This is a genomic window from Allobosea sp. TAB14 (genome assembly GCF_052113865.1).
In the GTDB taxonomy this organism is placed as follows: domain Bacteria; phylum Pseudomonadota; class Alphaproteobacteria; order Rhizobiales; family Beijerinckiaceae; genus Allobosea; species Allobosea spartocytisi.
Genome location: NZ_JBFRDQ010000273.1, coordinates 1 through 4,411, shown reverse-complemented (window position 1 = coordinate 4,411; position 4,411 = coordinate 1). Strand labels below are relative to the sequence as shown.

General features: G+C 65.9%; 5 protein-coding genes and 1 pseudogene. All 6 read right to left on the bottom strand.

The genetic code is table 11. The annotated features are described in order from the left end of the window. Positions 1-112: 112 nt before the first annotated feature. Entirely contained in the window at positions 113-949 is an 837-nt protein-coding gene (locus tag AB4Y99_RS26055) for a transporter substrate-binding domain-containing protein (protein WP_441525365.1), read from the bottom strand. A gap of 43 nt (positions 950-992) precedes the next feature. After that, positions 993-1,643, bottom strand: coding sequence for an amino acid ABC transporter permease (locus tag AB4Y99_RS26050; RefSeq protein WP_038367723.1), 651 nt, complete (start codon positions 1,641-1,643; stop codon positions 993-995). A gap of 9 nt (positions 1,644-1,652) precedes the next feature. Further along, on the bottom strand, positions 1,653-2,321 hold the full coding sequence (locus AB4Y99_RS26045) for an amino acid ABC transporter permease (protein ID WP_441525364.1): 669 nt from the start codon (positions 2,319-2,321) through the stop codon (positions 1,653-1,655). A gap of 111 nt (positions 2,322-2,432) precedes the next feature. After that, a complete protein-coding gene (locus AB4Y99_RS26040) occupies positions 2,433-3,194 on the bottom strand; it encodes a 3-ketoacyl-ACP reductase (protein WP_441525363.1) in 762 nt (253 codons plus the stop codon). Between the two features lies 1 nt (position 3,195). Then, complete coding sequence (locus tag AB4Y99_RS26035; RefSeq protein ID WP_441525362.1) at positions 3,196-3,969, bottom strand: enoyl-CoA hydratase/isomerase family protein; 774 nt, start codon at positions 3,967-3,969, stop codon at positions 3,196-3,198. Then, positions 3,966-4,411, bottom strand: a pseudogene (locus AB4Y99_RS26030) (acyl CoA:acetate/3-ketoacid CoA transferase); the annotation flags it as partial. The pseudogene AB4Y99_RS26030 and the gene AB4Y99_RS26035, both read right to left, overlap by 4 nt.

The following is a 4,411-nucleotide window of genomic DNA, read 5'->3' as shown; positions in this document are numbered from 1 at the left end:
GCGGAGGGAGCGGTCGCGGACATCTGCAAAAGCCGTTCTGGTTCGGTTGGAGATGCGCCCGGCACAGGACCGGGCGCATCCAGTTTCAGAAGCCGTCAGGCCCCGTGAGCGATCACCACTTGGTGCCTTCGAACTGCGGCATCGGCGGCAGCTTCGGCAGCGGCATGCCGAACCATTTCTGGTTGATCTTGGACAGTTCGCCGTTGCCCTCGATCTCGGCGATGAACTTGTTCGAGAACTCGGCCAGCGCGGTATCGGCCTTGCGGAAGGCCATGCCGTTGGCCTGTTCCTTGAGCGTGATCTTGGGTTCGATGCCGAGCTGCGGATAATCCTTGTTGAGCTGGGCGAGGATGGTGTTGCTGGCGCCCATGCCCTGGACCTGCCCGGAGATCAGGGCCTGCAGGGCGGTGGCGTCGTCGTCATAGCGCTTCAGCGGGGTACCGGGAGGGGCGACATTGCTGATCGCGATGTCCTGCGTCGAGGCGCGCGCGACGCTGATCGTGACGTTCTTCAGATCCTCCGGCGTCTTGACGTTCACGCTCTTGGGGGCCAGCACATAGATCGTCAGCGTGCTGTAGGGGTTGGAGAACAGCACCTGCTTCTGACGCTCGGGCGTGATGCCGAAGGTGGCGATCAACAGATCGACCTTGTTGGTCAGCAGATAAGGGATGCGGTTGGGACCGGTGACCGGGACGAGCTCGAGCTTGACGCCGAGCGCCTTGGCCATCAGCGCCGCGACATCGGCGTCGTAGCCGGCCGGCTGCTGCTGGGCGTCGGTGCCGCCGAAGGGCGGGTAGTCGGTCAGCACGCCGACCATCAGCTTGCCGCGGGCCTTGATCTCGTCAGGGGTAGCGGCCTGCGCCGGGGCGACGTTGAGGGCGGCGGCGGCAAGGCCGGCGAAGACCAGCGTGCCGAGGCCGCGGCGGCAAATCGATTTAAACAGGGACATGGGGACGTTCTCCTCTGGGACAGGCTGAATTGCATCGCCGCCTTCAGCGGGCGGCGACGAGGAGCTTTTGCTCCATCCTTTTGCTGTAGGCCGAGAGCGGCCTGCAGATGACGTAATAGAGCAGCGCGACGAGCGCGAAGACCGTGAACGGCCGGAAGGTCGCGTTGTTGATGATCTGCGCCGCGCGTGTCAGCTCGACGAAGCCGATGATCGAAGCGAGCGAAGTGCCCTTGATGAGCTGCACCAGGAAGCCGATCGTCGGGGGAATTGCGATGCGGACGGCCTGCGGCGCGATGACGAGCATCATCTTCGGCCAGTAGCGTAGGCCCAGCGAGGTCGCCGCCTCCCATTGTCCGCGCGGCACGACCTCGATAGCACCGCGCCAGATCTCGCCGAGAAAGGCACTGGCATGCAGCGACAGGCCGAGCGCCGCCGCCGTCCAGGGGTCGACCGACCAGCCGAACAGCCCCGGCACGAAGAAGGCGAGGAAGAGCTGCATCAGCAGCGGCGTGCCCTGGAAGAGCTTGATGTAGCCAGCCGAGGCGAAGCGCAGCCATTTGTATTCGCCGCTGCGGGCGAGCGCGACCAGCGCCCCGCCCAGCGCGCCGCCGAGAAAGGCGACGAGCGAGAGCAGCAGCGTCCAGCGCACCGCCATGATGATGTAGATGATGTCGCCTGATCCGAGTGTGCGCATGTCGTCACCTCACCGGGTTGGCTTGCGCAGGAAGGCGCGTTCGATCCCGGCGAAGACCGTCCAGAAGAAGACGGAGAGGCCGAGATACAGGCAGGTGGCGACGAAATAGACCTCGAAGCTGCGGAAGGTGCGCGACTGGATGTCGCCCGCCACCGCCGTCAATTCGCTCGCCGCGATCGCCGAGCAGACGCTGGTGTTCAGCATCAGCAGGATGAACTGGCTCGTCAGCGAAGGGTAGATCGCCTGGATCGCCGGCTTCAGGATGATGTAGCGGAAGATCTGGAGCGGGCGCATGCCCAGCGACTTGCCCGCCTCGACCTGGCCCTTCTGGATGCTCTCGATGCCGGCGCGGATGATCTCGATGCCATAGGCGCCAACATTCACCACCAGCGCCAGCAGCGCCGCCGTGTTCGAGGACATCTTCAGGCCCATCGAGGGCAGGCCGAAATAGATCATGAAGATCTGGATCAGGAAGGGCGTGTTGCGGATCAGCTCGATATATTCGTCGATGATCCGGCGCAGCCAGGGCGGCCCCGAAGTCTTGCCGAGCGCGCCCGCGACGGAAACCACCATGCCGATCGCCATCGCCAGTGCCGACAGCACCAGCGAATTGAGCAGCCCCTGCAGCAGCTCGGGCCATGCCGAGAAGACGTCGGCGAAATCGAATTCATAGCTCATGCGGGCCGCCCGTTCCGGGTGGCGAAAGCAGGGCTGCCTTCATATGCCTTCCTCATCAATCCTCCCGGCCGGCCGGGCCGCCGGTTCTCGCCCGGGGCCGCAGCAGAATCCCTACAATCGCGGAATCAGCAAGCCGCCATCGGCGTTGATCACTGTTCCAGTCGCATAGGCGAACTGTCCACCCGTCAGGGCGGCGACGACCGCTGCGACATCTTCGCCCTCGCCCCAGCGGCCGGCGGGAATCAGCCCCTCGGCGATGCGCGCATCGTATTTGGCAGCGACCTTTGCGGTCATCTCGGTGCGGATCACGCCCGGCCTGACCTCGAAGACCGGAATCCCCTCCGGCGCGAGCCTGACGGCGAGCGCCTTCGCCCACATCGAGAGGCCGAGCTTGGAGACGCAGTACTGCGCCCGGTCGATCGAGACCAGCTCGGTCGAGGCCGAGGTGATGAAGACGATGGCCGGGCGCTCCGGCCTGTCGGCGAGCATGGCCTTGGCCACCTCCTGGCTCAGGAAGGCGGCGCCGCGCAGGTTGACGTCCATGACGACGTCGAAACTCTGCGGCGTGATCTCCAGCATGTCGCCACGTACCGGCGCACCGATGCCGGCATTCGAGACGAAAACATCGAGCCGGCCACAAAGCTGTTTGACGTTCGCCACGAGGTCGGCATGGCTCGCGACGGCCGCGACATCGTGCCTGAAGAACCGAGCCGCGGCACCCGCCGCCTGGAAGAGCTTCAATGCTTCGTTCGTAGCCTCGTCCTCGACAATGTCGGTGAAGGCGATGTCATGGCCCGCCTTGGCGAGCGCGACGCCGATGGCGCGGCCGATGCCGCGCCTTGCGCCGGTGATCAGGGCGACGGGACGGCTCATCTCATTCTCCCCGGTATTGTGGCGTGCGCTTCTGCTGGAAGGCCGCGACGCCCTCCTTCACATCCTCGGTGTAGGAGACGAGTGAACTCGCCAGCGTCTCCATGATCGCAGCGCTGTCCTCGCCCTCGGCCGCATTGATGAGCTGCTTGACGACGAGGTTCGCCACCGGCCCACGCGCCGTGACGCGCTCGGCCATGGCCTGCGCGGCCGCGAGCGCCCCACCCTTCTCCACGACCTGATCGACGATCCCGAGCGAAAGCGCCGTCTCAGCCGTGACGATCTCGCCGGTCAAGGCAAGCCGGCGCGCCACCTGCCCGCCGAGCCGCCTGACCAGACGCTGCGTGCCGGACCAGCCGGGAATCATGCCGAGCCCGCTCTCGGGGAGGCCGATCTTGGCCTGCGCCTCGCAGATGCGGATATCGGCGGTGACGGCGAGCTCGAGCCCGCCGCCGAGCGCGTGGCCATTCATCGCGGCGATGACCGGCGGCTTCATCCGCGCGAGCTTGTCGAAGACGCGGTGGCCGGAACGGACCCAGCCCTGCCCCATCTCCAGCGGCGACAAGCCGCCCCAGGCGACGATGTCGCCGCCGGCGCAGAAGGCCTTGCCCTCGGCCGTCAGGATGACGGCACGGACCGAGCGGTCGGCGTCAATGGTGTCAGCAAAGCGGCCGAGCAGGCCGACCATGACGTCGTCGAGCGCRTTGAGCTTTTCYGGCCKGGCGAGCRTGATCGTCGCGATGCCCGAGGCGATGTGGAGGCGGACGGGRTCGCTCATGCYGCCCTCGCGGGGAGTTCGAGGCCGATCAGCGCCTCGTCGAAGAGCGCGGCGTCCATCAGCTTCGGCGGCTTCGGGACCAGCAGCGGGAATTCGCTCTGAGCGAGAATGTCGCGCTCAAGATCGACGCCGGGCGCGATCTCGGTGACGACGATGCCGTCCGGCGTCAGCTTCATCACGCAGCGCTCGGTGACATAGGTTACATCCTGACCCTGTGCAACGGCGCGGGGACCGGAGAACGAAATATGTTCAACGGCTTCGACCAGCTTCTTCACCTTGCCCTCCTTCTCGATGACGAGCTTGCCATCTGCGATGGCGAGCTTGGCGGCGGCGCTGAAATAGCCGGAGAAGACGATGCGCTTCGCCCGCGCGGTGATGTCGATGAAGCCGCCGGCGCCAGCGGTGACATGCGGACGCACGCCAAGCTTGGAGACGTTGACGC

What these genes read in the sequence shown, in the direction of transcription:
- AB4Y99_RS26050 (WP_038367723.1), bottom strand. Translation starts at nt 1,643, where the DNA reads ATGCGCACACTCGGATCAGGCGACATCATCTACATCATCATGGCGGTG.
- AB4Y99_RS26040 (WP_441525363.1), bottom strand. Translation starts at nt 3,194, where the DNA reads ATGAGCCGTCCCGTCGCCCTGATCACCGGCGCAAGGCGCGGCATCGGC.
- AB4Y99_RS26045 (WP_441525364.1), bottom strand. Translation starts at nt 2,321, where the DNA reads ATGAGCTATGAATTCGATTTCGCCGACGTCTTCTCGGCATGGCCCGAG.
- AB4Y99_RS26055 (WP_441525365.1), bottom strand. Translation starts at nt 949, where the DNA reads ATGTCCCTGTTTAAATCGATTTGCCGCCGCGGCCTCGGCACGCTGGTC.